This window comes from Rhizobium cauense (assembly GCF_019511525.1).
In the GTDB taxonomy this organism is placed as follows: Bacteria; Pseudomonadota; Alphaproteobacteria; order Rhizobiales; family Rhizobiaceae; genus Rhizobium; species Rhizobium cauense.
On the sequence record NZ_JAEUAT010000008.1, the window covers coordinates 107,948 to 132,763 of the forward strand.

Below are 24,816 nucleotides of genomic sequence, written 5' to 3' on the forward strand. Positions count from 1 at the left end.
CTCAGGTGATCAGTTTCAACCGGATCGCCTTGGCCACGAGCTGCGTCCGGTTCACACAGTCGAGCTTCTTGATGGCGCTCGTCATGTAGGCGTTTACGGTATGATCGGAGAGGGAAAGGATCTGGCCGATCTCGATCGATGTCTTTCCCTGTGCCGTCCAACGCACGACTTCGCGTTCGCGTGCGGAAAGGGGAGGGTGTTCGGTGAGCTTGGATTGCTTGATCCTGTTGTAGGCATCAACCAGATGGAGGGTCACCATGGTGAGTTCGTTAAGCTCGGTCTGGCCGAGCTGCGGACGGTCTCCGCCCAGCCAGAACAGGATCCGTTCGCCGTCGTTTGCATAGGCAGGCAGGGCAACCCCGGTCGGGATGTCGAATGCGCGAAGCAGCTTGCCAAGTTCCTCGGGAAACCTGCTGGTTGCAGGGCTGTCGGAAAGGCTCCAGGACCGCGGCAAGGCCGAGGCAGCCATTCCGGCGGACAGCATGGGGAGGTGCATGATCCGGGCGCGGTCGAACTGACTGAAGTATGCAGACGGAAGCGATGTTTCGATCAAAAGGGCCTTGAGGAGTACACTTTCTGGCGTGGGCGCATGCATCAACGTGATATGCCTGAAGCCGTAGGCGCGCGCTACCTTTACTAGAATCTCTGCGAACTCGGCCCTGATTTTGGCAGCTGAAATCTCGGTGACCAGAGACAACTGCCTCTCCGAGGTAGTCATGTAAGACATCGATGCGTCCCTGCTTACCTTCATGTTATCCGTGATAAAGCATGTAAAGTAATATATTTGCTAGTATGAAACGGGGCGCCGCGCAGTGATTAATTTCGATGTATTAATTTAACCACAGCGCGAGTCGTCTTACGGTTGAATCTTGGCCTGTTCGGGCCGCAACCAGAAAACAAAAGGCTTCCCCACGCGACTGGAACTATGTCGCGAGCGTGACATGACCTGGGGATTTTTCGTGGGGAGCGCCGGAGGGCAGCCTCCGAATCACTTGATCGTCAGATCTTGTCCGTTGCTTTGCCCTTCTTCATCAGCTGCTCGAGGAAGCCGAGCATGACGGCGGAGACCACAAAGGCCAGATGAATCGCTGTCAGCCACATGATCTTGCTATCGGTGTACTGTTCGGCATTGAGGAAGACCTGCAGCAAATGGATCGACGAAATTGCCACGATGGAGGAGGCGACCTTGATCTTGAGGCTGCCGGCATCGAGCTTGCCGATAAAGGAGACATCGTCCTCGCTCTCGTCGAAGCGGCTGACGAAGTTCTCATAGCCGGAGATCATCACCATCACGATCAGGCTGGCGACAAGGGCTGCATCGATGAGGCCAAGCATGGCCAGGATCATTTCGCCCTCGTCGAGAACGAACACGCCGCCCGCGACCTTCAGGAACTTGTATCCGAAGGAGACAGCGTAGACGGCGAGCGAAAGAGCCAGGCCGATATAGAAGACGACGAGCAGCCAGCGGCTGGAAAGGATGATGCGCTCGACGACGAGCTCGAGTGATTTCATGACTTATCCTCGCAACGTGCAGAATCGATGGTTGACAGATAGCGGCTACCGTGAGGCTTCGGCAACCGCTGCACTATTCACAGTCCCGGCATATTTCGCTATCCCGTTGCAACAAGCGTCGCTCGCTCGGGCGCGGCAATAGTAGGGGAACGGGGATGGCAGGACAGAAATCCGACATCGAGATCGCGCGCACGGCAGACAAGAAGCCGATTTTCGAGATCGGTGCAAAGCTCGGCATTCCCGCCGGGCAGCTTGCGCCTTATGGGCATGACAAGGCCAAGCTCAGCGCTGAATTCATAGAAGCGCAAGCAAACAAGCCCGATGGCAAGCTTATCCTCGTCACTGCGATCAATCCGACGCCCGCGGGCGAGGGCAAGACGACGACCACCGTCGGCCTCGGTGACGGTTTGAACCGGATCGGAAAAAAGGCGATCGTCTGCATCCGGGAGGCCTCGCTCGGCCCTTGCTTCGGGGTGAAGGGCGGTGCTGCAGGTGGCGGTTATGCGCAGGTCATTCCGATGGAAGACATCAACCTGCATTTCACCGGCGACTTTCACGCGATCACCTCCGCCCACAATTTGCTCGCCGCGATGATCGACAATCACATCTATTGGGGCAACGAGCAGGATATCGATCTACGTCGCGTCACGTGGCGACGTGTCATGGACATGAACGACCGCGCGCTGCGCGAGATGGTTTCGTCGCTGGGGGGCGTGGCCAACGGGTTCCCCCGGCAAAACGGCTTCGACATCACCGTCGCTTCCGAGGTGATGGCCATTCTCTGCCTTGCCAAGGACCTCAAGGATCTGGAGGAGCGTCTCGGCAACATTATCGTCGGCTACCGGCGTGACAAGACGGCGGTCTATGCGCGCGACCTGAAGGCCGATGGGGCAATGGCGGTCCTCCTGAAGGACGCCATGCAGCCGAACCTCGTCCAGACGCTGGAAAACAATCCGGCCTTCGTGCATGGCGGTCCATTCGCCAACATCGCTCACGGCTGCAATTCGGTGATCGCCACAAAGACGGCTTTGAAGCTCGGCGACTATGTCGTGACGGAAGCGGGCTTCGGCGCGGATCTCGGAGCCGAGAAGTTCTTTGACATCAAATGCCGCAAGGCGGGCCTGAAGCCCGATGCTGCCGTCATTGTCGCGACGGTGCGTGCGTTGAAGATGAATGGCGGCGTGAAGAAGGACGACTTGGGAACGGAGAATGTTGCCGCGCTGAAGAAGGGTTGCTCCAACCTCGGGCGTCACATCGCCAACGTTCGCAAGTTCGGCGTTCCCGTCGTCGTTGCCATCAACCACTTTATCTCGGATACGGACGCGGAAATCGCGGCGGTGAAGGAATATGTCTCGCGGCTCGGGGCAGAGGCGATTCTCTGCCGCCACTGGGCCGAAGGGTCTGCCGGCATCGAGGAACTTGCCTACAAGGTGGTCGAGCTTGCAGAATCGGGGCAATCGAAGTTCGAGCCGCTCTACCCAGACGATGTTTCCCTGTTCGAGAAGATCGAGATCGTGGCTTCGAAGATCTACCACGCGGGTGAGGTGACGGCTGACAAGGCGGTGCGGGACCAGTTGCTCGCTTGGGAGGAACAGGGCTACGGGCACCTGCCGGTCTGCATGGCCAAGACGCAGTACTCCTTTTCGACCGATCCTAACCTCAGGGGCGCGCCGGAAGGGCATATCGTTCCGGTCCGCGAGGTGCGTCTATCGGCAGGCGCGGGCTTCGTCGTCGCCATCACCGGCGAGATCATGACCATGCCAGGTTTGCCGCGATCGCCTTCGGCGGAGCGGATCTATCTCAATGATCAGGGCTATATCGAGGGATTGTTCTGAACCTCTCGGCTATGATGGGAGCTATGCGGTCTGTGGCTTGGATTGGGAGCAGCAATGTCGCTCGGCAGCTTCACTCGACGCTATGTTCCGGCAGTGGCAGCGGTGCTGTTGCTGACCGTGAACAGCGTTGCGGCTGGCGAGCAGGTTGCAGCCGAGCAAAGCATGGCCGATTTCATGAAGAATGCTCCGGACTGCATGGAATTCAGTGACCAATGCTCAATCTGTGCCGTGGTTGATGGCAAAGCAGCTTGCTCTACGCCCAAGATCGCCTGCATCAAGACGCCCTATGTGTGCACCCGACGCAAGAGCGATTAGGTCGCGGGTCGGACCTCGGCGGCTTGCTAGCGGCAGTAGCGATACCCACCGTTCCGCTCCAACACATCGAGATGGAAATGCGTTTCGTGGGCCGCGTCGCTTTCCGGATCCAGCACCGTGGTGAAATAGAGGCAGCCTGCGGCACTGACCGTGCGCTGGAAGGCGCCTATCAGCGTCGAATCTTCGCGGCGTGGCTGGACGGTGATGTCCTTCCCCTTCTCAAAGCTGAAGCTCGCGATATCGATCGCGTTGCCGCGAGCATGTTCTGATACCTTGCCGGTCGCTGCGCCATTCCGCAGGCGGCAGATATAGGATGACGCCTGGTTGATGCCGACGATGTTTCCCTGATCCGGTGCGGCAACGCGGGCGGCTGGTATCACGCTTTCCTTCATCCAGCGGGCGAGGGCAAGCGCGACAGGGCATCGGAAAACCGCATCCGGCTTTATCTTGATGCCCGGCAACACTTCAGAGACCTTGATCGGCTTGTCGATGCCGCAGCCATTGCCATCGTCGATACGCGATATGTCCTTGAAGACGACGCCAAGGCTCAGCAGCTCTTTTGTGCATTCGGAATGTTCCGTGTCGCTCTCGGCCGCGACCGTCAGGTGCTGCTCTTCGAGCGTCTGCTGAGACGGGAGCTTAGGCCCCTGCTTTTCCGGCTGGGGAGGCGTGTCACTCGCAGATCGCTTTGTCACCGGTGTTTCATTATCGGTCTGGTCCGGCTTCGGTTCGGGCTTTGGTGGTGTCGCTGGCGCCTGGGGTGTCGGGCTGGATTCGACCGGCCGGATATGCGGCTGCGGCCCCGTCTTCGGCAGACTTGCTCCGGTCAGAACGCCAACGCAGCCAATTGCCGCCAGAATCGCGATTGTTTTCTTCATGCATCCACCCGTTGTATGTTCGCCCGAAGAGAACGTGCGGATGCGTTTTTCGTTGCAATTTCGCAACGTTGATTACTATGGTGAAAATATGACTTATTAAATCAGGATAGCGATAGCTGAATATATTGACAATTATAGTCATGTTTTTTATCGGCAAAAAGAAGGCGGAAATCTTCGCCGGAAAGCCTAGCCAGCCCATCGAAAACGCAAGCGCGTCACGACCAGCCAGCCCGGTGACATTTCTCTCAAGGGGTTGATTTCATGATCGTCCGGCACTCGCGCTCGGTTCTACTCGCCTGCACGGCACTTGCCATTGTTATGCCTTCCGCCATCGCCTTCGCACAAAGCGCACCTTCAACCGCGCAGACCGCCGAAGAGCAGAAGGCAAAGGGCGAAGCTGATACCTTCCTCTCGCCCATCATCGTAAAGGGTAGCAGGCAGGCCGCCAGCGATCCCTACAACATTCCAGGTCCTTCGAGCACGGTCACGGCAGACCAGATCAATCTCCAGGCGGGACAGGGTACGGACGATCTGCTGCGCAGCGTTCCGGGAACGTCGACGGCCAACAACCCTCAGAACCCCGGCGTGGCAGTCAACATTCGTGGCTTCGAAGGCTCCGGTCGCGTCAACATGTCGATTGACGGCGTCCGCCAGAATTTCCGCTTCACTGGCCACGAGGCACAGGGCTTTACTTACATTGATCCGGCTTTCCTGGCAGGCATCGACGTGACCCGGGGTGCGGTAACCGGTATCGGCGGCGGTGCGCTGGCCGGTACGGTCAATTTCCGGACCTACGAAATCGATGATCTTATCCAGGGCGACAAGAACTACGGCGGCATCGTCTCTGCGACTGTTGGAACCAACGAACTCGGCTGGTCCGAGTCGGCTATCGGTGCCTACAGGTTCAACGACGTCTTTGCCGTCCTCGGCGGTATCAGCAAGAGCGACCCGGGCAACTACGAAAACGGTGACGGCGTTACGGTGCCTTACACCGAGCAGGACCTGCTTTCGGGCATGCTGAAGGCGGAAATCACGCCGAACGCCGAGAACACGATCAAGCTCGGTGGCATCAGCTACGACAACGACTTCCTTGCCAATTCATACTTCCAGAACGTGAAGAACAAGACGTTCACCGCCAGCTATGCCTATACACCCGGCGACAACGACCTGATCGATTTCAAGACGAACTTCTACTATAACCGCCTTGAGATGCAGTACGACACAATGGCCACGGGCGGGGGGCTGGCTGCCGGCCGCAACATCAAGGACACCGGAATCGGTTTCGACGTCTCCAACACCTCCAAGTTCAACATCGGCGACGTTGCTGTCGTTACCAACTACGGTGTCGAGTACTTCCACGACGATTATGATGTGATCAACAGCCGGACGTCCCCATTGGGCGGCGTCAACGGCGACGGTAAGAGCGGCACCCTCGGTGTCTTCGATATCACGAAATTCACCTACGGCATGGCGGACCTGACGGTTGGCCTGCGTTACGATCATTTCGACATCGATGGTTCGGGTCGAGTCCTTGCAGGCAACCCGCTCGGCATGCCGGCAGGTCCATACACCGTCGACAAGTCCGATGGACGCTTGAATCCAAGTGTCACCTTTGCGCTGAATCCGACTGAATGGTTCCAGCCCTACGTGACTTATGCCGAGACCCAGCGTGCGCCGACCATCAACGAGACTTTTGCTGGCGGTTCGCATCCGGGTGCTACCGGACAGAGCTTTTTCCCGAATCCCTTCCTAGAGCCGGAAACTTCCAAGGGCTGGGAAATCGGCGCCAACGTCAAATTCGATGGCATCCTCGATGCGGGCGACAGCTTCCGCCTCAAGGCCAACTACTTCAATCAAAGGATCGAAAACTACATTACGGGGGCCATTAACGTAGTACCCGGAATTCCGCGGCCAACGACACAGACCTTCTTCGTCAACAATCCCGGCACGTCGAAAGTGGATGGCATAGAAATCCAGGCGGCCTACGACGCGGGCTTCGTCTTCGGGGAGTTGGCCTACACGCACACCAACACGGACCTGCCTTCGCAGATCAATGGCTTTGGTGTGCAGAGCTACCTGCCGGAAAACATCTTCAGCGCGACCCTCGGCGGCCGCTTCCTCGAGGATCAGAGGCTAACAGTCGGTACGCGCCTGTTCGCTGCTGGGCAGGCCGACATTGGCGCAGTCAACGCCACCACCCGTCCGCGCTTCATGGCTGGCTATGGCGTCGTCGATCTCTTTGCCAACTACAAGTGGGAAAACGGCCTGGAGCTGACGGGTAGTGTGACCAACGTCTTCGACAAGACCTACACGCCGGCTTCGAGCACCATCCAAACGACGACGATCGACACGGGTCGTGGCCGTACGTTCATGGTGACAGCGAAGGCCACGTTCTGAGCCAGTCCCAAGCATTCAAAGGGCGGCCATTGTGCCGCCCTTTTTCATTCCCCGGATTCGGCTCTTGCGCTTGGTCCGATCTCACGCTAACAATTTCGCCCATGAACACGTCTTTGAACATTGCAGTTTGGTGGTGGGCTCGCTGAGGCGGCCTCGACCAATCGTGTCCAAAGACGACGATGAGCCGCCCGGAAAACGCCAGGCGGCTTTTTTGTTTTTAAGGCTGCCTGTCGTCCGGGCCCGATAACGGAGTGGAACAGTGGTAACGATCATCAGGGATGACGGAGCGGAAATCTACGAGACGAAGGGCGGCATCACAGTCACCCGGCAGCGTCGGGCGATTCCTTACGCCGATGCCGTCTCGTCCTATATCGATAAGCTCGATGAACGCCGCGGCGCGGTGTTTTCGTCGAACTACGAGTATCCGGGCCGCTATACCCGTTGGGATACCGCTGTCGTCGACCCGCCGCTCGGCATTTCCTGCAACGGTCGCCAGGTCTGGATAGAAGCCTATAACGAGCGTGGCGAGGTCATCCTCGGCTTCGTCACCGAACGGCTGAAGACGATCTCTGATCTTGAGCTTGGCGCTTCGACGGCGAGGCGTCTGGATCTGACGGTGAAAGCGCCGGAGCGCGCCTTTACCGAAGAGGAACGCTCGAAGATCCCAACGGTCTTCACGGTGTTGCGCGCGGTCACCGAACTCTTCTATTCGCAGGCGGATGCCAGCCTCGGCCTTTACGGCGCTTTTGGCTACGACCTTGCCTTCCAGTTCGATGCGATCAACCTGAAGCTCGTGCGCCCCGCCGATCAGCGCGACATGGTGCTCTATTTGCCGGACGAAATCCTCGTCGTCGACAACTATTCAGCCAAGGCCTGGATCGACCGCTATGACTTCGAAAAGGGCGGGCTTTCGACCGAGGGCAAGGCCGGAGACATCCCGGCGGAGCCCTTCCAGCGCACTGATGCCATTCCGCCAAAGAGCGATCATCGTCCCGGCGAATATGCCGACCTCGTCGTCAAGGCGAAGGAAAGCTTCCGCAAGGGCGACCTCTTCGAAGTGGTGCCCGGCCAGAAGTTCATGGAACGCTGCGACAGCAAGCCATCAGACATTTCCAAGCGGCTGAAGGCGATCAATCCGTCGCCCTATTCGTTCTTCATCAATCTCGGCAACCAGGAATATCTGGTCGGTGCTTCACCTGAGATGTTCGTGCGCGTGTCCGGTCGCCGCATCGAGACCTGCCCGATCTCGGGCACGATCAAGCGCGGCGACGATCCGATCGCGGACAGCGAGCAGATCCTGAAGCTCCTGAACTCCAAGAAGGATGAATCCGAGCTGACCATGTGCTCGGACGTCGATCGCAACGACAAATCGCGCGTCTGCGAGCCGGGCTCGGTGAAGGTCATCGGCCGCCGCCAGATCGAGATGTATTCGCGGCTGATCCACACGGTCGATCATATCGAGGGTCGCCTGCGCGACGACATGGATGCCTTCGACGGCTTCCTCAGTCATGCCTGGGCCGTCACGGTGACGGGCGCGCCGAAGCTTTGGGCCATGCGCTTCATCGAAAGCCATGAGAAGAGCCCGCGCGCCTGGTATGGTGGCGCAATCGGCATGGTCGGCTTCAATGGCGACATGAACACCGGCCTGACGCTGCGCACCGTGCGCATCAAGGACGGCATCGCCGAAGTGCGGGCAGGGGCGACCTTGCTCAACGATTCCGATCCGCACGAAGAAGAAGCCGAAACCGAACTGAAGGCCTCCGCCATGCTTTCCGCCATCCGCGATGCCAAGGCCGGCAATACCGGCAAGGTCAGCCGCGACGTCGCCGCCGTCGGCAAGGGCGTCAAGATACTGCTGGTCGACCACGAAGACAGCTTCGTCCATACGCTCGCCAATTATTTCCGCCAGACGGGCGCGACGGTTTCGACCGTGCGCACGCCAGTGCCGGAGGAGATCTTCGACCGGCTGGACCCGGATCTCGTCGTCTTGTCGCCGGGGCCGGGCAATCCGAAGGACTTTGATTGCAAGGCGACGATCAAGAAGGCGCGGGCACGCAATCTGCCGATCTTCGGCGTCTGCCTGGGGCTGCAGGCGCTGGCGGAAGCCTATGGCGGCGAGCTCAGGCATCTGGCACTGCCGATGCACGGCAAGCCCTCGCGCATCCGCGTGCTGGAACCGGGCATTGTCTTCTCCGGTCTCGGCAAGGAAGTGACGGTCGGTCGCTATCACTCGATCTTTGCCGATCCGTCAACGCTGCCGCGCGACTTCATTATCACGGCAGAAAGCGAAGACGGCACGATCATGGGTATCGAGCACGAGAAGGAGCCGATCGCCGCGGTGCAGTTCCACCCGGAATCGATCATGACGCTCGGCGGCGACGCCGGCATGCGGATGATCGAGAATGTCGTCGCGCACCTCTCGCGCAAGGCAAAGACCAAGGCGGCCTGAAGGCGACAGGTGTTCCCTGTTCTCGGGTCGAGCACGTGCCAAGCCGGAAACGCAATGTGCTTCCCTCCGAAAGGGGAGCACATTTTTTCTGTCTGGCTTGCTGGCGTAGACAGTGGATCTGCCCAAGGGCTTCCAGAAGCGGTTGACTTCCTCCGTGAAATCAGAACATTTCGGGAACGATGAATGAGGAATGACGCCGTGGCCAATGCAGAGAAGTTTATCGTGCTCCCGTACCGCAAGAACCGGGGCAATCTTGTGCCGGGCGAGATGCGGCAGGCATCGAATGCCGTTAGCGCGGAGAAAATCGCGACCTCCATGGCTGCGCGTTTCGTCGGTGTCGCGGCTTATGCCGTGATGGTTGACGAGGAGACCGGCGATATGTCGTCTCCGCGGCTCCTTGCCCGACACGGCGAGATCGCCGACATCAACGCGGCATAGCCAAGTCCAGATGGAAACCTCGCTCTATCTGCCGGTCAAAGCCTTTCTGGAGGCGGCGGGCTACGACGTCAAAGGCGAGATCGGCGGCTGCGATCTGGTGGGCCTCGGCGAGGGGGAGGCGCCTGTTGTCGTGGCGTGCGAACTCAAGCTCAGCTTCAACCTTGAACTCATCCTGCAGGCGGTCGATCGGGCCGCGATGAGCGACGAGGTGTGGATTGCTGCCCGTGTTTCCGCCAAGGGCAGGGGGCGCGAGGCCGACAAGCGCTATCGCGATCTCTGCCGCCGGTTGGGGATCGGTATGCTCGGCGTCTCCGATACCGGTGAAGTCAGCGTCATCGTCAGCTCCGTTTCGCCGATGCCGCGCACAAATCCGAAACGCCGGTCGCGCCTCGTCAGGGAGCATCAGCGCCGCCGCGGCGATCCCGCGATCGGCGGCAGCACGCGCTCGCCTGTGATGACCGCCTACCGCCAGCGCGCGCTGCTCTGTGCCGCTGCACTCCAGCAGGGGTTCGTGCGGCCTCGCGACATGAAAGCGCTGGCGCCGGATGCTGGCAAGATCTTGCTTGGCAATGTTTACGGCTGGTTCGAGCGTCGGGAAAAGGGTGTCTATGCACTGACGCCGGCTGGCGAAGCCGCGCTCCTTCGCTGGCCGCAATCGATCGGCGCTGGAGCCGAAGTTGCGATGCTATCAGTGTCCTCGGACGCGGCGGAAAGTGTCTAGCAATCGGTCTCTTCTTTGCCGGCATTTGGCATGAAGGTCGGGCACATGGAATCTTGCAGCCTTGGGTTTGACAAAATATGCATTCTCACACATATGAGCCTCATTGGCCGCCTGTGCGATTTTCGCGCGGGCGGTTTTGCGTTTGAATAGGCTAGGTTCTGCAATTCATTCGCATCCGCACTGATGTCTGCGCAGGGGATGAAGATGGACGAAAAGGGCAATCTCACGGTTCGGCGACTGGCGCTCTGGGGTATTCCCATGTCGCTGGGCGTCATGGGCCTGAAGATGGTCGCATGGTGGGTGACAGGTTCGGTGGCGCTGCTGTCGGACGGGCTGGAATCGACCGTCAATGTCGTTGCGGCCTTCATCGCTTTCTTCGTCATCCGCTATGCGCAGAAGCCGGCAGACCATGACCACCCGTTTGGTCACCACAAGGCGGAGTACCTGTCGGCGGTGACCGAGGGCGTGCTGATCGTCGTGGCAGCGCTGTTGATCGTGAACGAAGCGATCGGGCACCTTGCCGACCCGCGGATGCTGGATGCGCCCGCACTGGGTCTTGCTATCAATTTTGTCGCCGGTGTCATCAATGCGGTCTGGGCGCAGCTGCTGATCAGGACGGGGCGAAAATACCGATCGGCGGCGCTGACGGCGGATGGCCAACACATCATGTCCGATGTCGTCACCTCTGTGGGCGTCCTTATCGGCCTGCTGCTGGCACTCGCTACCGGTTACGCGATCTTCGACCCCGTGCTTGCCATCCTGGTCGCTGTCAACATTCTCTATCAAGGCTGGAAGGTGATCTCGTCTTCGATCGGCGGCCTGATGGATCAGGCAGTCACGCTCGAAGAGGAGGAGGCGATCAAGCAGGCAATTACCACCCATGCCGCAGGGTCAATCGGCGTGCATGATCTGAAGACACGCCGCGCAGGCGCCGTCACCTTCATCGATTTTCATCTTGTCGTGCCGGCCGCCCTGTCTGTAAGGCAGGCGCACGATATCTGCGATCGCCTTGAAGATGCCATCCGTGCGGCGCATCCGGGCTCCAGCATCGCCATTCACGTCGAGCCCGAGGGCGAAAAGGCCCACGGTATTCGCGTCAAAGTTATCAAGGAGGCTTGAATGCCCACCACAGACGTTTCAAACCTGTCCATGCTGGGCAGCCAGACGGAATCTCCGAAGTCACCCGAGACCGCCGTGCTGGAGAAGGTACCAGCTAGTCACGCCGGGACCGATTATGTTGTCCGTTTCACAGCGCCGGAGTTCACCTCACTCTGCCCGATGACGGGCCAACCCGATTTCGCCCATATCGTGATCGACTACATCCCGAACGAATGGCTGGTTGAATCAAAATCGCTGAAGCTCTTCCTGCATTCCTTCCGCAACCACGGGGCCTTCCACGAGGATTGCTCTGTATACATCGCCAAGCGGTTGGTCGAGCTGCTCGATCCGAAGTGGCTGAGGATCGGCGCCTACTGGTATCCGCGTGGCGGCATTCCGATCGATGTATTCTGGCAGACCGGCAAACCGCCCGAGGGTGTCTGGCTTCCCGACCAGGGTGTCGCCACCTATCGTGGACGTGGCTAAGTCGCACAAGATTGGGGCACAGCAAAACGCCTGACGGTCGCGTCCAATCGCGACCTCAAAGGTGGTCGTAATCGGACGCGAAGGAGAACTTGGCGGTATCCATATCGATCTGTCGCCTTTCGCTTCGAAGATGTGCTTTCACGAGATTGCGGGCCTTGATGAACTCGAGACGCAAGCGCATGAAATGTTTGCGTAGCTTACTCTTTGGCCTGAACGTGTCGTCTTCGGATGCCCGGACGAACGGTGCGCTGTCGGCGCTGTCGCCGAGAAAGCGCAGCTGGACGACCGGAGCTGGCTCAATCTGAAAGGCTGCCATCCACGATCTATGCCAAAAGTGTGCATCGACCAGTGCATAGTCCTTCGTATCCTCAAGCATCCTGGCGGCGGCTTGCGGTCCGATGACGTAGCCCGCCAGGCCGAGCCGATTTTGAAAGACGCGGGTTGCCTTGTGGCCGCTGTCATCATTCATCCACAGCGGCGACTTCGCCATGATATGGGGCAGGGGCACAAATTCCAGATCGTAGACGCAATTCCAGGCGTCGTCGCGTGCGCGGATGGTTTTTATCACCTCGACAATATCGGTCGAGAGGACGGCATCGTCTTCCAGGATGATTGTCTGTTCGTTTCGCTCGGCGACGACTTTCCAGGCCATCCTATGCGATGTGAAGCAAGCTATGTCCTGGCGAAGCGTCGGACTCGGCCAATTGTTCGCAGCCTTCTGACAGTCTTCCGGGGACAGGTGGCTCGCTTCGAACGCATCGAGGAAGCGATATGTCAATCCGAGCCTCGCCATCTGCTGAGACTGAAAACGCCTTCTTTCGTTCTCGGACTTGCGACTGATGATAAGGATATTCAAAAAGGTCTTGCCTGGTAGGTGATAGCCATAGCGTTCCAAATCTTATCGAGACGTTCGCCTCTATCGTCAAGGTTAGTCACCGACACCACATGCAGGTCCACAGGAATGGCGCGGGCATCACTGTTTATGACGCAGCAGCGGACCTCCTGTAGAGATAGCCAAACGGATCAGGCGAAATTATCGTCACTGCCGAAGTCGGACTGATCGTCGTCAGCGGAATCGTCATCACTGGTGTCGTAGTCGGCCTGCTGCAGACCGGCGGCGTCGTTGTTGTCGCCATCGTTATTCGTGGCGTTGTCGGCTGCCTGCTGCTTGTCGCCGTCGTTGCTGAAATAGTTGTTGATGACGGTCTCTTCCGTGGGGGCATTGCCGAAGGGATTATTGCCGGCAAGTGGAGAACCCCAACCGAGCGACGACGTGTGGCTCCCGAAGATCCCGCTCAATGTATTGGCGAGCAACATACCGCCTGCGACCCCTGCCGCCGTGCCAAGCGCACCCTGGAGGAAGCTGCCGCCGGCAGAGGGCGCCGCCGCCTGCGGGTTCCAGGGTCCGGTAGGTTGCTGAGGCATGGCGCGGGGGGCGGTGTCGAAACCGCGATCCTGCTGGATTTGCTGGCGTGGCGCGCTTCCCCACGGACCGGAGGCGGGTGGAGGTGCTGCCGGTTGCTGCGGCGGGGTGGAACTGCTGCCGAAGATCGAGCTCAGGAAGCCGCCGCCCTGCTCGGCCTTGTGGTATTCGCTGTGGTCAGCCTCGAGGAGGCGAATGCGCTCTTCCAGCTGCTTGATGTGATTGGCCGCCGCTTCCAAGCCCTTTTCCTGCACTATCACGGCCTGTGCCAGATAGTAGGTGGCATAGGGCTGCTCGCGTGTTCCCTGATCGATCAGCGCTTCGGCGTCGCGGTCACGCGGGGTTGCCGAGGCGGTGCGAACGCGCTCGAAAAGGGCCGTCAACAGTTGGCGTTCTTCGGGTGACATGGCCGGTCTCCTTGTTGCTCGCGATCTTTCGCTTAAGGATGACGTAGGAATGGATTTCGACTTTTCAAAGCCATACCAAGTTACATTTCGGTAAGCCAGATGGGCGGCCTAACCATATCTTCATCCGTTCCGTGGCTTGTCTTTTTCCCGCATTGTTTTACGCATGGAGTCGCACTATGTGCGAGGAACCCGAATTCGACGTAAGAGAGGTTCGAATGTACGAAGAAGAAGAACAGGACGACAAGACGAAGGAACTGCCGCTCGGCAAGGAAACGGAGGCGAACCTTTTCAAGTCGCGTTCGATCTTCATCTACGGGCCGATTACGCAGGAACTCGCGCAGAAGGTCTGCACGCAGCTTGTGGCGCTCGCAGCGGCCAATGACGACGATATTCGCATCTACGTCAATTCGCCCGGCGGCCATGTCGAATCCGGCGATTCGATCCACGACATGATCAAGTTCATCAAGCCGAAGGTCTGGATGATCGGAACCGGCTGGGTCGCCTCGGCCGGCGCGCTGATTTATGTCGCAGCGCCGAAGGAACAGCGCATTTGCCTGCCGAACACTCGCTTCCTGCTCCACCAACCGTCCGGTGGCACGCGCGGCATGGCGTCCGACATCGAGATCCAGGCTCGCGAGATCATCAAGATGAACGAGCGCCTGAACAAGATCATGTCGGCGGCAACCGGCCAGCCTTACGAGAAGATCGCTGCCGATACCGATCGCGACTACTGGCTTTCTGCGGAAGAAGCCAAGGCCTATGGCCTCGTTTCGCGCATCGTAACGTCGCAGTCCGAAATCTGATTTTGTGCTATGAGAAGCGCCCTTGCTTGCCGGAAGGCGGGCGAGGGCGCTTTTTCATTTTCGGCAACCTGGCCGCGGAGTTTCATCGTGCCTGACTTGCACTACGACCATCCGCGTCTGGCAGTTCTTTATGATCTCCTCTGCGGTTGGTCTGCAGACCGCGATTTCTATCTCTCGCTGGCAGACGGGGAACCGAAGTCGATCCTCGATCTTGGCTGTGGAACCGGACTGATCTGCGATGCCTATGCAGCACGCGGGCACGATGTGACCGGCGCGGATCCTTCGTCGTCGATGCTCGATATCGCCAGTCAAAAGCCACATGGCGACAGGATCGAATGGGTCGAGTGCTATTCCCAGGATTTCCGATCCGATAAGCGCTTCGATTTGATCATCATGACAGGTCATGCCTTTCAGGTGTTGCTTGATGAGACCGCCGTCCTCGCGGCTTTAGCCGCCATGCGCGACCACCTGGCGGATGGAGGTCGCATCGTCTTCGAATCCCGCAACCCTGAAATCGACTGGAAGACACGGTGGGACGGCGGTGCGGCCGAGGTCGTTCACGATGAGCTTGTCGTCCGTGAGACGCGGGACGTGGTCTCGTACGGCAAAGGGCGGATTCATTTCGAAACCAGCTATCATTTCCCCGGCGAGACTTTGGTTTCATCGAGCAAACTTCTGTTTCTGTCTCACAGGGAGATCGAGCGATATCTCCACGTTTCCGGGCTGCGGACCGAGGCTGTCTATGGCGATTGGAGCCGTGGACCGTTCGACGAGCTGATGTCAGAGGAAATGATTTTCGTCGTCAGGCACGCCTAGGTGGATGGGGCAGGCTGATAGGTACCGAATGGTGCCAATCTGCACTTGCGCAAGTCCACCTGATACGGCTTCCATGCGAACGTTCTACCGCTCGAGTCCCGCGATGCTCAAAGACTTTTCCATTCAAGCCCTCTTCATGGGCATTCTCACCACATTCGTGGGATTTGCCAGCTCCTTTGCGGTTGTGCTGCACGGCCTGCAGAGTGTCGGCGCGACGGATGCGCAGGCGGCATCGGGCCTGATGGCTCTGTCGATCGCGCTGGGCCTGTGCGCGATTGTGCTCAGCTCCGTAACGCGGCTGCCCATTAGCATCGCATGGTCGACGCCGGGCGGGGCGCTGCTTGCAAGTACCGGTGTGGTGGAAGGCGGGTTCAATGCGGCGGTCGGCGCGTTTCTCATCTGCGCGCTGCTTATCGTCATTGCCGGGCTGTTCAAGCCGCTCGGTCGTGCGGTGGCTGCGATTCCCGCGCCCCTGGCCAATGCAATGCTCGCCGGCGTGCTGATCGGCTTGTGCTTTGCGCCGGTGAGAGCGATCGGCTTCAATCCGCTGCTTGGCTTGCCGATCGTCGTGGCGTGGATTGTCGTTGGCGCGTTCAAGCGGCTCTGGGCGGTGCCGGCAGCGCTCGCGGCTTTCGTCCTGGTGGTCGCCTTCGGCGTGGACGTTCCCGATGGAGCGCTTGGTTCGCTCGAGCAGGCGCTGCGGCCGCCGGTCGAGTTCGTGATGCCTGTCTTCAATCTACCGGCGTTCGTCTCGATCGCGCTGCCGCTTTTCATCGTCACCATGGCGTCGCAGAATATTCCCGGAATCGCGGTCCTGAAGGTCAACGGCTACGAGCCGAAGCCGGGGCCGCTCTTTTCGGTGACCGGCCTGTTCTCGATCCTGTCGGCGCCGTTCGGGGGGCATGCGGTGAATCTGGCTGCCATCACGGCGGCGATGTGCGCCGGCCAGGACGCGCATCCGGATCCGGCGCGGCGCTATTGGGCGGTTCTCGTATCAGGCATCTCCTATGTCATCCTCGGGCTGCTGGCGGGAGCAGTGACGACTTTCGTCGCGCTGGCGCCGCCGATCCTGATCCAGGCGGTGGCGGGTCTCGCGTTGGTCGGCGCCTTCTCGGGTTCGGCAATGGCGGCTTTCCAGGCTCCCGAGTCGCGGGAGGCTGCGGCCATCACCTTCCTGCTGACGGCGTCGGGCGTTTCCTTCGCGGGTATCTCCGGGGCATTCTGGGGATTGCTTGCGGGTGGATTGATGTTGGCGCTGTCACGGTTTGTGCAGGCGGCGAAAAAATAGACGGAGGGATTGCCAGTTTTTTGTACCCCGGCTATACACGCTGCCATGAAGAACACGGGCATCATGATTTCTGAGCAGATTGTTCGCGGGCGCATCGCCCTGCGCGACAATACGCGCGCCCTTACCTCGCTTCTTCTCCTCGGCCTTACGCGCGGTTGCCGGGTCCGTTGAGGAGCGCCCGGCGGCCGAAAGCCCGCCCAGGCCATCGCTCCTCGTGACCAATCCCGAAAACTGATCAACCGGATGCATCAGCACCGGATTCGTCATCGCCAAGCCAGACCCGATACGCTATGACGCGGCTGGCCAGATGACGGGAAGAGGAAGAGAAGACATGGACACGAACACCCGCTCCCAAACCAAAGGCATGCCCGAGGCGGCGATCAAGTATCGCGCCTATCCGCAGGTGAACATCCCTGACCGCACATGGCCGTCGAAGACGCTGACCAAGGCGCCGATCTGGTGTTCGGTCGATCTGCGCGATGGCAATCAGGCGCTGGTCGACCCGATGGGTCACGACCGCAAGGCCCGCATGTTCCAGCTGCTGCTCGACATGGGCTTCAAGGAAATCGAGATCGGTTTCCCGTCCGCGTCGCAGACCGACTTCGATTTCGCGCGCTGGTGCGTCGAGCAGGGGAATGTGCCTGACGACGTCTCGCTGCAGGTGCTGGTGCAGTGCCGTCCGGAACTGATCACCCGCACGTTCGAGGCGCTGGAAGGCGCAAACCGTCCGATCGTTCACTTCTACAACTCGACCAGCGAGCTGCAGCGCCGCGTGGTGTTCGCCAAGGATGTCCAGGGCATCAAGCAGATCGCCGTCGACGCGGCGAAGATGATTTCCGACATGGCGGCAAAGGCCGGCGGCGGCTATCGCTTCGAATATTCGCCGGAGAGCTTCACGGGCACCGAGCTGGAAGTGGCGCTGGATATCTGCAACGCTGTCATCGAAGTGATGAAGCCGACGCCAGACAACAAGCTCATCATCAACCTGCCGTCGACCGTCGAGATGGCGACGCCGAACGTCTATGCCGACCAGATCGAGTGGATGTGCCGCAATCTCGACAATCGCGAGAACCTGATCATTTCGCTGCATCCGCACAATGACCGCGGCACCGGCATCGCTGCCGCCGAACTGGCACTGCTGGCGGGCGCCGACCGCGTTGAAGGCACGCTGTTCGGCAATGGCGAGCGCACCGGCAACGTCGATGTCGTCACCATGGCGCTGAACATGTTCACGCAGGGCGTCGATCCCGAGATCGACTGCTCAAACATCGTGCGGATGAAGGAAGTGTTCGAATATTCGAACCAGATGCCGATCGGCGAGCGCCATCCTTATGTCGGTGAACTGGTCTACACGGCATTCTCCGGCTCGCATCAGGACGCGATCAACAAGGGCATGAAGGCGATCAAGGTCGCCAACCACCCGGTCTGGGAAGTGCCTTACCTGCCGATTGATCCGCAGGATGTCGGCCGTACCTACGAAGCGATCATCCGCATCAACTCGCAGTCGGGCAAGGGCGGTATCGCCTATATCCTGCAGCAGGATTACGGGCTGAACCTGCCGCGCAACCTGCAGGTCGAATTCCGCGAGGACATCCAGCGGATCACCGACGAAGAGGGCAAGGAATTGCCGTCGCGAAAGATCTACGACCGCTTCATCGAGCGCTATGTGACGCAGCCGCAGGGGCGCATCAAGTTCGTCGACCACCACACCTATGCCGATCCGGATCGCAGGGGGCAGCGAATCGTTGCAGCCGAGATCACCGACAACGGTGAGACGAAGCGTATCGAGGGCAGGGGAAATGGTCCGGTCGACGGCTTTATCAACGCTCTCTCGCACTATCTCGGCATCGAAATGTCGGTCGAGGACTATTCGGAGCATTCGCTGCAGCACGGTTCGAACGCTGCCGCCATCTCCTACGTCGAGACCTCTTATCCTGATGGTAAGCTCTTCGGCGCTGGTATCAGCACCAACATCGTCGGTGCCTCGCTGGAAGCGATCGTCTCGGCGGCGAACCGCGTGCTCGAGGTAAGGGCTGGAAAGGCCTGACGCGACCCTGTGCAGCGGAGTGTTCCGCTGCACATTTTCCTAGAGCCTTTCAGGGTTAAATTGAAGCGTTCTGCCGGAGCAGGTTTTCGTCAGGGCAAAGGCGATTGGCGAAGGGCATACCCCTTGGTACGTCCGAGCCGATCGCCTTTTGATCCTGACGGAAAGATGCCCGGCCCTTCGGGTTGGCTGAAACGGGCCGTCTGATCGACCGGCCGGCTTGGCCGTAGGACGTGGCTACGACGCGCGCCGGCCGGTCGACCATTCGACCCCGTTTGAGCCAACAGAACGCTTCAATTTAACCCTGAAAGGCTCTAGACCGTCGTTGAAATTCTGGCCGGCGTCATTACGGCAGCCTCTTCATTGCAGCTTGGCTGGGCGACATCAGATCGATGTCGCAACCTGCATGGCGAGTTGGTCAAGCGAGGCTTCCGACGATGGGCCGACCAGCACGTAGGATGTGCCTGCATTGTGCCAGGAGACCACGCCGATCTCGTCCTTGATCGTTTCCTTGAAGTCATCTGCCACAGGAGGCAAGTTGTCTTTGCGAAAGCAGATGGAAGCAAGGTCGCCATCGGAACTCGTGTAAACGAGCTGACCGACCGGCCGGCCATCGCCGATGAAGACGCGTGCGCCCTGGAAGGTCCAGCCCTGGTCAGACAGATCGGGTACGCGGAAGGCCACGCCCACGGTCGACGTCAGCCAGGTAGAAATTTCCTCGGCCTGTGACGAGGGCACTTCGAAGATATGGCGTGGCTGCCGGGCGATCAGACGCTGGTTAGCGATGACATCAGCAAGCCATTCGCTGGAGTCTGCGGCGATCTCGACTGTCGTCGGCGGTGCCGAGACCGTATTGGTGCTACCGGCGGCGAAGTAGCCGATGCCGCATCCGGCAACGAAGAGGATTATTGCCCCTGCCAGCGCCTGCCGGCCAGTAGGGGCAAGCTTCAGCGAGGCTCGCGAAAGACGTGGGGCAACAGGGGCCTTCGGCGGCTGCGCACTCTTTATCGACCGGACAAGTGCAAGTGGGACGGGTTCCTTGAGAACGTCGTCGAAACGGTGCTTTCCGAAGTCAGTGCCGTGCCGGAGCTTGTCATAAAGCCGCTTTGCGCCTTCATCCGTTGCCAGGCGCTGCTCCAGTTGCTGCTTCTGTTCGGGCGTGACTTCGCCGTCCAGCAACGCGGTCAGTTGAGCATCGAGCGGCAGTCTTTTGAAATCGAGCAATTCAGTACCTGTAAGCATAGTTGTCTGCGACGCTGGCGAAATGCAGTCTCGCCGCCGCGAGTTGTGACACGACGATATTGATGGCAACCCCCATGATATCGGCCGTCTGTTGGTAGCTGTGGCCCTCGAGAACAACCAATAGAAACGCGCTGGAAATGCCTTCGGGCATCTCCGCAATCATGCGATGGATGACATCGGGGTCAACGAGGGTGGAACGGTCCCGGCTCGCCTCGCGGATATCGCTGATGTTGGCTGCCGGGGCAACGTGTGGCTTGCGCCGGCGATTGTCGTCGGTCCACTGCTGGCGGGCGAGGGTATAGACCCAGCTTTCCAGGCGACCCTCGCCATTCCACTGGTTGCTCTTTTCTATGGCGCGCCGACAGACAGCCTGGACGAGTTCGTCCGTGCTTGTCGTATCGCCCGCAAGGGTCATCGCAAAACGCCGTAGCCGGGGCAAAAGGCCTACCAGGTCGCGTCGGATGTCGATGGTCGTCACGGGTTGACGCATAGTCTTTCCAAGTAATGCATGCGCGTTCGGGGAGAACGCCCAGCAGGAAAATCGATTTATATCGCCTCTGTGTCCTTTATGAAACAAGTCCCTCATGTTTCGCAAGCATCAGGCAGCCTATCTCACGGTTTTCAAAGCTTTTCTTCGCTGGCACTGTCGCGATACGCCTCAATAGGTGCGGTATCCATTCAGCGCCTGCAGCAGCGAGCGGTAGGCCCAGGTCTGCTCGCCGCCCCGATCCCGGATTTCGACGAGCTGGACGCGTGCTCCTTGAACATCACCCTGTTCCACCAAAGCTTGGCCCATATATGACCGCGCGAGAATATAGTTCTCGTCGGACTGCAGTGCCTTGCGATAATACGACATTCCCAGTTCCATTCGACCGGCCTTGCGGTTGGCATAGCCGAGGTAGTTCAGGATGCGCGGGTCGTTCTGGTTTCTGGCGAGATGAAGGACCGTCAGCGCGTTGTCGTATTGGCCGGCATAGGCAAACTCCCGAGCAGCCCTGTAGAGTTCGTCATCGTTGAATGACTCTTTCTTCGGTACGATGCATTCCTTGCGCTTTGTGTCCCAGACTTTGCCGTCGGCGCATTTGGTTGTCGTTTCAGTCTTTGGCGGCGGCTTGGTTTCGTCGCTCTCATCACCGATAGCAAACGCGGAGGAGGAGACGGCAATGGCAAGTGAACCGGCCAGTGCGAGGCCGCGAAAGCTAAGGGGTGCCAAGAACATGCGAGGACTCCGTAAATTAGAGCAGAGATAGCGAGTGTACGTGGCGCTCAAGAATTGCCAAGGCCGCCTGTTCATTTCGACATCAAGAAATTGTCATCGTGAGACGCTCGATCGAGCTGATGACAAAGTGATTCCGCCGCTGGCGCTAAACCCTGAAAATATCGACGCTTTCGCTGTTCACGGCATCGCCTGTGGCGTTGATGCTGAAGCGCTCTCCGGTTAGCTCCCATGCGCCAGGCGAGCCACCGATCGTGAAGAGATTGTAGGCAGCGCACGGCTTCAGCCCACCCGGACCTTGAGACGCGGAGGCCACGCCGACAACGGGAACCGGTCCCGTCTGGCCGCGCAGCCAGTGAAGCGTGTTCAAGTGGGTATGGCCGTGAAGCACAAGTTCGGCGCCGCCTGTCGAGATCACTGCAGCGAAACGTCGGATGCCGATCATGCGCTTGTAAAAGGACGTCGCGCCGCGGATCGGCGGATGATGGATCATGACGACGCGGAACAACCCGGCTTCTCCGGCCGCACGCAGCATGTTCACGGTGTCTCGTGCCTGGCGCTCACCAAAGAAGCCGCTGGCTGCGAAAGGGGGCGTTGCAACCGCTGTCGAGCAACCAACGATCGCGACCTTGTCGCGAACGCGGAGATAGGGAAAGGTGTGACGATCTGGTTGCCACTCGGGTGGGGCAAGATCACCGCGTACGTTGTCGTACCAGGCGCGCACCGATTTTTCGTAGGCGCCCGGCACATACGCGTCATGATTTCCCGGTACGACGGAATTATCGGCGGGGTCGCCGAGTTCGCTCAGCCACGCGGCGGCGGCGCGAATCTCCAGGCCGCTTGCGAGGTTCACCAGGTCGCCGGTGACCGCCAAGTGATCTGCCTGCTTGGCCCGTATGTCATCGAGCAGTAGATCCACCGTGCTGCCGAAAAGGTGCTTGCGTCTATTGCGATGCCAGTTCACAAAACCGGTAATGCGTTTGGAAAGCAGTTCGCGGACCGAAAGGCGAGGGAGCGGGCCGAGATGGATGTCGGAAATGTGCGCGAGCTTGAACATGCGACGACACATAGCCCAGGAAGTTTGCAATTCAAACACATCTGCTTGAACGGATTGATGGAATTGGAAGAAGCGTGAACGGAACCATCCGGCCTTGGCAATCGCGTCTGTTGATGCGCATCGTGCATGTCTACTTCGCCGTGGCGCGCGGAATGACGATGGGTGTTCGTGCCGCCTGCTTCGATTCGTCCGGCCGCATCTTCCTCGTGCGACACAGCTACGTGGCCGGCTGGCACATGCCCGGCGGAGGGCTCGAGCGCAACGAGACTGCCGAGGAGGCCCTGGTCAAGGAACTGCGGGAGGAGGGCAACCTGCGAATTGTGGGGCGCCCGGAACTCTTCCACGTCTATTTCAACACCGCGGCCAGCCGGCGCGACCACGTGCTTTTCTACAAGACGCTGGTGGAGCAGACGGCGCCGCGCCCACCCGATCGGGAAATCGTCGAGTGCGGTTTCTTTGCGATCGATGATCTGCCGCCCGGCACAACGGATGCGACCCGCCGCCGAATCGCGGAACTCGCGGGCGAGCAAGAGCCCGCCCACGTCTGGTAGCAAACAGACCTAGGCTGCGGCCAGCCGGGCGCGACCGTGTGGGCCGTCGAGATCGAGCGCCGGTCCCACGGGCACGATTCCTGTCGGATTGATGGTCGTGTGGCTGCGATAGTAGTGGTCTTTGATATGGCGGAAGTTCACGGTCTCCTTGACGCCTGGCGTCTGGTAGAGATCGCGCAGATAGGCCGACAGATTGGCGTAGTCGTCTATGCGGCGGATGTTGCACTTGAAGTGGCCGACGTAGACGGCATCAAAACGCACCAGCGTCGTGAACAGTCGCCAATCGGCTTCGGTCAACCGATCGCCGAAGAGGTAACGGCCCTTGCTGAGCCGCTCGTCCAGCATATCAAGCGTCTCGAACAGCTTGAGGACATTTTCGCCGTAGGCCTCCTGTGTCGTGGCGAAGCCTGCTTTGTAGACGCCGTTGTTGACAGTGTCGTAGACGACGGCATTGAGCTCATCGATACCGTTGCGCAGTTCCTGTGGATAGAAATCAGCCGTCGAGCCGGTCAGATGATCAAAGGCGCTGTTGAACATCCGGATGATTTCAGAAGACTCGTTGTTGACGATCGTGTTGGTCTTCTTGTCCCACAGGACTGGAACCGTTACGCGGCCGGAATAGTGCGGATCGGCCTTCACGTAGATATCCGCCAGCGTCTTGGCGCCGAAAAGGTGGTCGCCGGTGGCGCCGTCGCCGACATTGAATTCCCAGCCTTTTGACAGCATGAGGGGATCGACGACGGAAACGGAAATGATGTCCTCTAGCTTCTTGAGCTTGCGGAAAATTAGCGTGCGATGCGCCCAGGGGCAGGCTAGCGACACGTAGAGATGATAGCGATCGGTCTCGGCCTTGAAACCACCGACACCGGAAGGCCCCGCAGCGCCGTCGACCGTGATCCAGTTGCGAAACTGTGATGCGGCGCGCTTGAAGTGTCCCTTGGTTTCTTTCGTATCGTACCAGACGTCATGCCAAACGCCGTCAACCAGCATGCCCATGTCGTGCTCCTTGAGTTCTTTTCTGAGCCGGAAGATATCGCAGCTTTCGCTCCTTTGCAGGCGGCAATGATTGAACACTGCGTAACGCAGAGGCGACTTGCGATAATTTCCATTGGACGGCCGAAATTTTTCCTGCTATCGGCCATTTCACTCTTTTTGGAACCCGATTGATGTCTGCACCGAGAAACCTGCGACGACGCTGATGCGCCCGAACGCCCAATGGCGTGCTCGAGATTCATCAATTCTGTCTATCCGGTTTCCGTCTCATCATGCACAAGCACGATCTGGTCTACCTCACTGAGGATGCGTCGCACGACGCTGCAATTGAACACATCAACGAAGAAGCATTCGGCCCCGGCCGGCATACGCGCGCTGCTGCTCGCATTCGCGAGCAGGGGACGCACGACCTTTCGCTTTCCTTCATCTGCGCCGACGACGGCGAGACGATCGCATCCGTGCGCATGACGCCCGTCCAGGCGGGATCGGTGAAGGGGCACCTGCTGGGCCCGCTTGCCGTTCGGCCTTCACACAAGGGCCGCGGCATCGGTCGCGAACTCGTTCGGATTGCCATCGATGCGGCGCGCCGCAAGGGCTCGGAGGCGGTCATCCTGATAGGCGATCCGCCCTACTACTGCCCGCTTGGTTTCGAGAGAGTTGCCCACAACGCGCTGACCTTTCCGGGGCCCGTCGATCCGGCGCGCGTCCTCGTGGTGCCGCTCGCCGAGGGCGCGCATGCCCGCCTCAAGGGAACTATCGGCTGGCGGAAGTAGGTCGCATACGGTATTGAGCCTTATGTCCGAGATGCGCTTCGCGTGATCTTTCAGGGGCTTGAGGGGCTTGAGGG

At 59.5% G+C, this 24,816-nt stretch carries 25 protein-coding genes; 14 read left to right on the plus strand and 11 right to left on the minus strand.

Annotated features, from left to right (window positions below; genetic code table 11):
• Nucleotide 1 precedes the first annotated feature (1 nt).
• Nucleotides 2–727 (minus strand): helix-turn-helix transcriptional regulator, encoded by a 726-nt coding sequence (locus tag JNB88_RS16660; protein ID WP_220356413.1) that lies wholly within the window; start codon nucleotides 725–727, stop codon nucleotides 2–4.
• Nucleotides 728–999: 272 nt separating this feature from the next.
• The gene (locus JNB88_RS16665; protein WP_220356414.1) at nucleotides 1,000–1,512 is read right to left on the minus strand and encodes a TIGR00645 family protein; all 513 of its coding nucleotides are present in this window, start codon (nucleotides 1,510–1,512) and stop codon (nucleotides 1,000–1,002) included.
• A 155-nt stretch (nucleotides 1,513–1,667) separates the two neighbouring features.
• On the opposite strand from JNB88_RS16665, the gene JNB88_RS16670 reads away from it, so the two are divergent.
• Both JNB88_RS16670 and JNB88_RS16675 read left to right on the plus strand, forming a co-directional pair.
• Complete coding sequence (locus JNB88_RS16670) at nucleotides 1,668–3,347, plus strand: formate--tetrahydrofolate ligase (protein WP_220356415.1); 1,680 nt, start codon at nucleotides 1,668–1,670, stop codon at nucleotides 3,345–3,347.
• 54 nt (nucleotides 3,348–3,401) lie between these two features.
• Nucleotides 3,402–3,662 carry a hypothetical protein gene (locus JNB88_RS16675; protein ID WP_220356416.1) on the plus strand — a complete coding sequence of 87 codons (261 nt, stop codon included), beginning with the start codon at nucleotides 3,402–3,404 and terminating at the stop codon, nucleotides 3,660–3,662.
• A gap of 26 nt (nucleotides 3,663–3,688) precedes the next feature.
• On the opposite strand, the gene JNB88_RS16680 is transcribed toward JNB88_RS16675, so the two are convergent.
• A complete protein-coding gene (locus tag JNB88_RS16680; RefSeq protein WP_220356417.1) occupies nucleotides 3,689–4,540 on the minus strand; it encodes an extensin-like domain-containing protein in 852 nt (283 codons plus the stop codon).
• A gap of 261 nt (nucleotides 4,541–4,801) precedes the next feature.
• Here JNB88_RS16680 and JNB88_RS16685 point away from each other — a divergent pair, with 261 nt between their 5' ends.
• The 6 genes from JNB88_RS16685 to queF all read left to right on the plus strand — a co-directional run bounded on the left by JNB88_RS16685 (nucleotide 4,802) and on the right by queF (nucleotide 12,129).
• Entirely contained in the window at nucleotides 4,802–6,937 is a 2,136-nt protein-coding gene (locus tag JNB88_RS16685; protein WP_220356418.1) for a TonB-dependent receptor domain-containing protein, read from the plus strand.
• Nucleotides 6,938–7,196: 259 nt separating this feature from the next.
• Nucleotides 7,197–9,386, plus strand: coding sequence for an anthranilate synthase (locus tag JNB88_RS16690; protein WP_220356419.1), 2,190 nt, complete (start codon nucleotides 7,197–7,199; stop codon nucleotides 9,384–9,386).
• A 198-nt stretch (nucleotides 9,387–9,584) separates the two neighbouring features.
• Nucleotides 9,585–9,824 carry a hypothetical protein gene (locus JNB88_RS16695; protein WP_220356572.1) on the plus strand — a complete coding sequence of 80 codons (240 nt, stop codon included), beginning with the start codon at nucleotides 9,585–9,587 and terminating at the stop codon, nucleotides 9,822–9,824.
• A 10-nt stretch (nucleotides 9,825–9,834) separates the two neighbouring features.
• Nucleotides 9,835–10,545 (plus strand): DUF2161 domain-containing phosphodiesterase, encoded by a 711-nt coding sequence (locus JNB88_RS16700; protein WP_220356420.1) that lies wholly within the window; start codon nucleotides 9,835–9,837, stop codon nucleotides 10,543–10,545.
• 204 nt (nucleotides 10,546–10,749) lie between these two features.
• Nucleotides 10,750–11,664: a CDF family cation efflux transporter EmfA gene (emfA, locus tag JNB88_RS16705; RefSeq protein ID WP_220356421.1), complete on the plus strand. Its 915-nt coding sequence runs from the start codon at nucleotides 10,750–10,752 to the stop codon at nucleotides 11,662–11,664.
• Complete coding sequence (gene queF / locus JNB88_RS16710; RefSeq protein ID WP_220356422.1) at nucleotides 11,665–12,129, plus strand: preQ(1) synthase; 465 nt, start codon at nucleotides 11,665–11,667, stop codon at nucleotides 12,127–12,129.
• A gap of 55 nt (nucleotides 12,130–12,184) precedes the next feature.
• On the opposite strand, the gene JNB88_RS16715 is transcribed toward queF, so the two are convergent.
• Together JNB88_RS16715 and JNB88_RS16720 are read right to left on the minus strand one after the other, a co-directional pair.
• Nucleotides 12,185–13,024, minus strand: coding sequence for a glycosyltransferase family 25 protein (locus tag JNB88_RS16715; RefSeq protein ID WP_338111002.1), 840 nt, complete (start codon nucleotides 13,022–13,024; stop codon nucleotides 12,185–12,187).
• A 128-nt stretch (nucleotides 13,025–13,152) separates the two neighbouring features.
• Nucleotides 13,153–13,959 (minus strand): DUF2076 domain-containing protein, encoded by an 807-nt coding sequence (locus JNB88_RS16720; protein ID WP_220356424.1) that lies wholly within the window; start codon nucleotides 13,957–13,959, stop codon nucleotides 13,153–13,155.
• Nucleotides 13,960–14,174: 215 nt separating this feature from the next.
• Here JNB88_RS16720 and JNB88_RS16725 point away from each other — a divergent pair, with 215 nt between their 5' ends.
• The 3 genes from JNB88_RS16725 (at nucleotide 14,175) to JNB88_RS16735 (ending at nucleotide 16,866) form a co-directional block, all read left to right on the plus strand.
• Entirely contained in the window at nucleotides 14,175–14,762 is a 588-nt protein-coding gene (locus JNB88_RS16725) for an ATP-dependent Clp protease proteolytic subunit (protein ID WP_037133162.1), read from the plus strand.
• A gap of 87 nt (nucleotides 14,763–14,849) precedes the next feature.
• Entirely contained in the window at nucleotides 14,850–15,578 is a 729-nt protein-coding gene (locus JNB88_RS16730) for a class I SAM-dependent methyltransferase (protein WP_220356425.1), read from the plus strand.
• A gap of 103 nt (nucleotides 15,579–15,681) precedes the next feature.
• Nucleotides 15,682–16,866 (plus strand): benzoate/H(+) symporter BenE family transporter, encoded by a 1,185-nt coding sequence (locus tag JNB88_RS16735; RefSeq protein ID WP_220356426.1) that lies wholly within the window; start codon nucleotides 15,682–15,684, stop codon nucleotides 16,864–16,866.
• Here the strand turns inward: JNB88_RS16735 and JNB88_RS16740 are convergent.
• A complete protein-coding gene (locus JNB88_RS16740; protein ID WP_220356427.1) occupies nucleotides 16,837–17,133 on the minus strand; it encodes a hypothetical protein in 297 nt (98 codons plus the stop codon). The two genes, JNB88_RS16735 and JNB88_RS16740, sit on opposite strands and share 30 nt — an antisense overlap.
• 64 nt (nucleotides 17,134–17,197) lie before the next feature.
• On the opposite strand from JNB88_RS16740, the gene leuA reads away from it, so the two are divergent.
• Nucleotides 17,198–18,913 (plus strand): 2-isopropylmalate synthase, encoded by a 1,716-nt coding sequence (gene leuA, locus JNB88_RS16745; protein WP_220356428.1) that lies wholly within the window; start codon nucleotides 17,198–17,200, stop codon nucleotides 18,911–18,913.
• A 381-nt stretch (nucleotides 18,914–19,294) separates the two neighbouring features.
• Here leuA and JNB88_RS16750 read toward each other — a convergent pair whose 3' ends face one another.
• From JNB88_RS16750 to JNB88_RS16765, 4 genes are all read right to left on the minus strand, one after another.
• On the minus strand, nucleotides 19,295–20,134 hold the full coding sequence (locus JNB88_RS16750) for an anti-sigma factor family protein (RefSeq protein ID WP_220356573.1): 840 nt from the start codon (nucleotides 20,132–20,134) through the stop codon (nucleotides 19,295–19,297).
• Nucleotide 20,135: 1 nt separating this feature from the next.
• Nucleotides 20,136–20,642, minus strand: a complete 507-nt coding sequence (locus tag JNB88_RS16755) for an RNA polymerase sigma factor (RefSeq protein ID WP_220356429.1) — start codon at nucleotides 20,640–20,642, stop codon at nucleotides 20,136–20,138.
• 168 nt (nucleotides 20,643–20,810) lie between these two features.
• The gene (locus JNB88_RS16760) at nucleotides 20,811–21,371 is read right to left on the minus strand and encodes a tetratricopeptide repeat protein (protein ID WP_220356430.1); all 561 of its coding nucleotides are present in this window, start codon (nucleotides 21,369–21,371) and stop codon (nucleotides 20,811–20,813) included.
• Nucleotides 21,372–21,516: 145 nt separating this feature from the next.
• Complete coding sequence (locus JNB88_RS16765; protein WP_156142496.1) at nucleotides 21,517–22,455, minus strand: metallophosphoesterase family protein; 939 nt, start codon at nucleotides 22,453–22,455, stop codon at nucleotides 21,517–21,519.
• A gap of 83 nt (nucleotides 22,456–22,538) precedes the next feature.
• Here JNB88_RS16765 and JNB88_RS16770 point away from each other — a divergent pair, with 83 nt between their 5' ends.
• Complete coding sequence (locus tag JNB88_RS16770; protein ID WP_220356574.1) at nucleotides 22,539–22,976, plus strand: NUDIX domain-containing protein; 438 nt, start codon at nucleotides 22,539–22,541, stop codon at nucleotides 22,974–22,976.
• 9 nt (nucleotides 22,977–22,985) lie between these two features.
• On the opposite strand, the gene JNB88_RS16775 is transcribed toward JNB88_RS16770, so the two are convergent.
• Complete coding sequence (locus tag JNB88_RS16775) at nucleotides 22,986–23,972, minus strand: glutathione S-transferase family protein (RefSeq protein WP_220356431.1); 987 nt, start codon at nucleotides 23,970–23,972, stop codon at nucleotides 22,986–22,988.
• A gap of 269 nt (nucleotides 23,973–24,241) precedes the next feature.
• Between JNB88_RS16775 and JNB88_RS16780 the strand changes: the two genes are divergently transcribed.
• Nucleotides 24,242–24,742, plus strand: coding sequence for a GNAT family N-acetyltransferase (locus JNB88_RS16780; RefSeq protein WP_037133164.1), 501 nt, complete (start codon nucleotides 24,242–24,244; stop codon nucleotides 24,740–24,742).
• Nucleotides 24,743–24,816 lie beyond the last annotated feature (74 nt).

Excerpts from the sequence above, each read along its gene's own strand:
- JNB88_RS16660 (WP_220356413.1), bottom strand. The coding sequence starts at position 727 with ATGTCTTACATGACTACCTCGGAGAGGCAGTTGTCTCTGGTCACCGAG.
- JNB88_RS16665 (WP_220356414.1), bottom strand. The coding sequence starts at position 1,512 with ATGAAATCACTCGAGCTCGTCGTCGAGCGCATCATCCTTTCCAGCCGC.
- JNB88_RS16670 (WP_220356415.1), top strand. The coding sequence starts at position 1,668 with ATGGCAGGACAGAAATCCGACATCGAGATCGCGCGCACGGCAGACAAG.
- JNB88_RS16675 (WP_220356416.1), top strand. The coding sequence starts at position 3,402 with ATGTCGCTCGGCAGCTTCACTCGACGCTATGTTCCGGCAGTGGCAGCG.
- JNB88_RS16680 (WP_220356417.1), bottom strand. The coding sequence starts at position 4,540 with ATGAAGAAAACAATCGCGATTCTGGCGGCAATTGGCTGCGTTGGCGTT.
- JNB88_RS16685 (WP_220356418.1), top strand. The coding sequence starts at position 4,802 with ATGATCGTCCGGCACTCGCGCTCGGTTCTACTCGCCTGCACGGCACTT.
- JNB88_RS16700 (WP_220356420.1), top strand. The coding sequence starts at position 9,835 with ATGGAAACCTCGCTCTATCTGCCGGTCAAAGCCTTTCTGGAGGCGGCG.
- emfA (WP_220356421.1), top strand. The coding sequence starts at position 10,750 with ATGGACGAAAAGGGCAATCTCACGGTTCGGCGACTGGCGCTCTGGGGT.
- queF (WP_220356422.1), top strand. The coding sequence starts at position 11,665 with ATGCCCACCACAGACGTTTCAAACCTGTCCATGCTGGGCAGCCAGACG.
- JNB88_RS16720 (WP_220356424.1), bottom strand. The coding sequence starts at position 13,959 with ATGTCACCCGAAGAACGCCAACTGTTGACGGCCCTTTTCGAGCGCGTT.
- JNB88_RS16725 (WP_037133162.1), top strand. The coding sequence starts at position 14,175 with ATGTACGAAGAAGAAGAACAGGACGACAAGACGAAGGAACTGCCGCTC.
- JNB88_RS16735 (WP_220356426.1), top strand. The coding sequence starts at position 15,682 with ATGCTCAAAGACTTTTCCATTCAAGCCCTCTTCATGGGCATTCTCACC.
- JNB88_RS16740 (WP_220356427.1), bottom strand. The coding sequence starts at position 17,133 with ATGACGAATCCGGTGCTGATGCATCCGGTTGATCAGTTTTCGGGATTG.
- leuA (WP_220356428.1), top strand. The coding sequence starts at position 17,198 with ATGGACACGAACACCCGCTCCCAAACCAAAGGCATGCCCGAGGCGGCG.
- JNB88_RS16755 (WP_220356429.1), bottom strand. The coding sequence starts at position 20,642 with ATGCGTCAACCCGTGACGACCATCGACATCCGACGCGACCTGGTAGGC.
- JNB88_RS16760 (WP_220356430.1), bottom strand. The coding sequence starts at position 21,371 with ATGTTCTTGGCACCCCTTAGCTTTCGCGGCCTCGCACTGGCCGGTTCA.
- JNB88_RS16770 (WP_220356574.1), top strand. The coding sequence starts at position 22,539 with ATGCGCATCGTGCATGTCTACTTCGCCGTGGCGCGCGGAATGACGATG.
- JNB88_RS16775 (WP_220356431.1), bottom strand. The coding sequence starts at position 23,972 with ATGGGCATGCTGGTTGACGGCGTTTGGCATGACGTCTGGTACGATACG.
- JNB88_RS16780 (WP_037133164.1), top strand. The coding sequence starts at position 24,242 with ATGCACAAGCACGATCTGGTCTACCTCACTGAGGATGCGTCGCACGAC.